The 2,803-nt window shown below is 33.0% G+C and carries 3 protein-coding genes; all 3 read left to right on the top strand.

Going from position 1 to position 2,803, the window contains the following annotated elements; translation table 11 throughout:
* Positions 1-200 (top strand): hypothetical protein (locus FC36_RS12440; protein WP_235805801.1); only part of this gene is annotated, 200 nt, incomplete at its 5' end.
* 457 nt (positions 201-657) lie between these two features.
* Complete coding sequence (locus FC36_RS04950) at positions 658-1,410, top strand: response regulator transcription factor (protein ID WP_035189013.1); 753 nt, start codon at positions 658-660, stop codon at positions 1,408-1,410.
* The gene (locus FC36_RS04955) at positions 1,410-2,669 is read left to right on the top strand and encodes a GHKL domain-containing protein (protein ID WP_025021563.1); all 1,260 of its coding nucleotides are present in this window, start codon (positions 1,410-1,412) and stop codon (positions 2,667-2,669) included. The genes FC36_RS04950 and FC36_RS04955 overlap by 1 nt, the downstream gene beginning before the upstream one ends.
* Positions 2,670-2,803: the final 134 nt, after the last annotated feature.

The raw sequence follows: 2,803 nt of genomic DNA on the forward strand, positions 1-2,803 counted from the left end.
TTATGGGTTTTCTTGTCCACTTAAATGTTCAACTTATATTTTACAATCTGTCAAACCTTAAAAATTCCCGAATTATAAGCTTTGAAAAAAATATTTTTCAACAACGTTGTGCAAATCTCATTAGTGGGGTTATTCGAGGGAGTCTTTTTTTAAGTTTGGGTTATAATTTCTTACCAATAATTTTTTCTTATTTTTTGTAAGTTATAGTCGTTGACAAAAAGTAAGTTAATTTAATATAATCTATTTATCGGTAAATAGATTGGAGGGAAGGACATGGATATTGTATTATCTGGAGCCTTTGTTATTGCTGCTTTGACACTAGCTAAACCCAGCAAGAAAGACAGTGAAGAATTTCATAAGAAACACCGCTAGTTAAGATCAACTTTGAATAAGGTTGGTCTTTTCTTTTGGTCTAATTTGATAACATAACGTAAAAGAAGAATTCAATTCTATAATTAGAAATTGGTTGTGATGGGCGGTTCAGTATAGGTCGTTACGGCAGTTAACATTTATAGGTTAAATTGACGAAAAAGTTCGTATTGATGTTTCTTAATCTATATTTTTGGGATTAATTTATAAATTTCCAGGGTATTTTTGTAAAATAGCATAGTATTTGTGCTACAATACTATGTACTATTTTTTAGGGGGGCGAAAATTTTGCCAGTACGAATCTTTATTTGTGAGGATAACTTAATGCAAAGGGACTACCTTCGGCAAGCTATTAATAATTTTATCCTATTTCATAGTGAATATGATTTTGAGTTAGCTTGTGTGAGTGAAAAAGCACAAACTATTAAGGATTATCTTGAGAAAGAAAAGGTTAGTGAAGGGATTTATTTTCTTGATATCGACCTCAAGGAGCAAGATTTTGACGGAATTGACCTAGCAGCTTGGATCCGTAAGCGTGACTTACTTGCTAAGATTATTTTTGTGACTGCGCATAATGAACTGGCACCACTAACTTTGATGCGACGAGTGGAGCCGATGGGATGGGTGGACAAAGCCCAAGGATTAGACGGAATCCGAGCTGAAGTGTTTGATCTTTTAAAGGACGCTTATGAACGCTTGATACAACGGCAAGAAGAAAATTGCCAAATTTTTGAATTTAAAATCGGTAAGACTAATTATCGATACCATTTAGATGAATTACAGTATATAGAGACTACTGCGATATCTCACAAGTTAAAGGTTTCTTTTGGTAATCGTTTTTTTGAATTTTATGCACCAATGAGCGAAATAGAAGCTAAATATCCACAGCTACTTCGAATTAGTCGTTCTTGTTTAGTTAATACATATAATATTGTTGAAATTAACTATAGTCAACGTTGGATGCGTTTACAAAGTGGGATAACTAAATCAATTTCCTTCCGTTACTTACGTAAGGTCAAAGAAAGTTGGGATAGGAAGTAATGAGCTATAAAGATTTAGGGAATCTTTATTTTTTGACTTTGGATTTATTAACTTTTATCTATTTATGGGGAATCCATCGTCATCCATCATATTTAAAGCGAAGCTTGGCCTTCATTTATGCTTTTGGTTATCCCTGGATAGAGTTCTATCTGATCCCTGATGACTGGGGGACGATGTATTTCATATTTGGACTCAATGGCTTAGTTGCAGTTACTTTATTTTGGCGAGGTTATTATCGGTTACTATATGGTTTTTACATGTCAGCTCTCTTATCTTTTGGAACGGTATTTTTTATGGCGATGGTGGTGAATTATTATTTTAATCACTTTAGTTATGGAAGTTTGCCCTTTTTTATATTTGATGCGACAGGTTCGACTTTAGTTCAAGTTACGTTAATTATTGTGGTAGAAAAATTACATCTTCGGGAAAAATTACTTTCACAGGGAAGTTATAAGCTAGCTTTAGTTGTTTTATGGTTTTTATATTTATCAGTAATTTATTTGCAACAATTAGCTTTGGAGATTGCGCCAGAAGTTTATGATAAATATTTGGGATTTGGTATCTTGGTAGCGGTAATAGAGATTATTATTCTAATCCTCCTCGTTATCCGTGCATCACTTTATGCTAGTAAAAAGGCGGAGTATTATGCGCTTAAATCTTATACGGAAAAGTTAGAAGCCAAGCAAAAATCGATGGTCGAGTTGGAACATGATTATCGTAATCTTTTATTGAGTGTTCAAAGTAGACATGATATTAATATGTTAGATCAATATGCTAAAAGAGTAGTTAAAACGCCGAACTTGATGACAGGTATTCGTGATTTGGAAAATATTACGAATGCTAACTTGAGTAAATTTTTAGGCAATAAGTTTACAGAACTAGAGATAGCAGGAGTCAAAGTTCATTTTGAATGTCCTTATCCTTTGCCAGAATTACATGTAGATACTTTAGATTTAGTACGGATGTTGGGAATTTTATGTGATAATGCTAAAGAGGCTAGTCTACAGACAGATCATCCACAGGTAGATATTTTATTTTATACTGAAGATAATCTAGTTGAAATTACAATTTCTAACCCATATATTCCGCAGGGGGTCTCACTTGATAAATTACGTAACCGTGGGGTAACAACGAAAGACAACCATAAAGGACTAGGTTTGGTTAATTTGGAAAAGATTAGCAAGGCCTATAGTAATGTTTTGATTAATTTTAATCAAAATAATAATAATTTTGTCGTCCAAATTATTATTGAAAATTAAGGAAGAACTTTACTTTGAATGACATTAGAAAATAGCAACGCCCAAAGCCGTTAGAAAGTAACGTTTTAGTAACGTAATTTCGTAAGCACACCATAACAAGACGTAAAAAGAAGCGATGGAAGAAATCCAATTGG

It is taken from the genome of Ligilactobacillus equi DSM 15833 = JCM 10991 (assembly GCF_001435735.1).
In the GTDB taxonomy this organism is placed as follows: Bacteria; Bacillota; Bacilli; order Lactobacillales; family Lactobacillaceae; genus Ligilactobacillus; species Ligilactobacillus equi.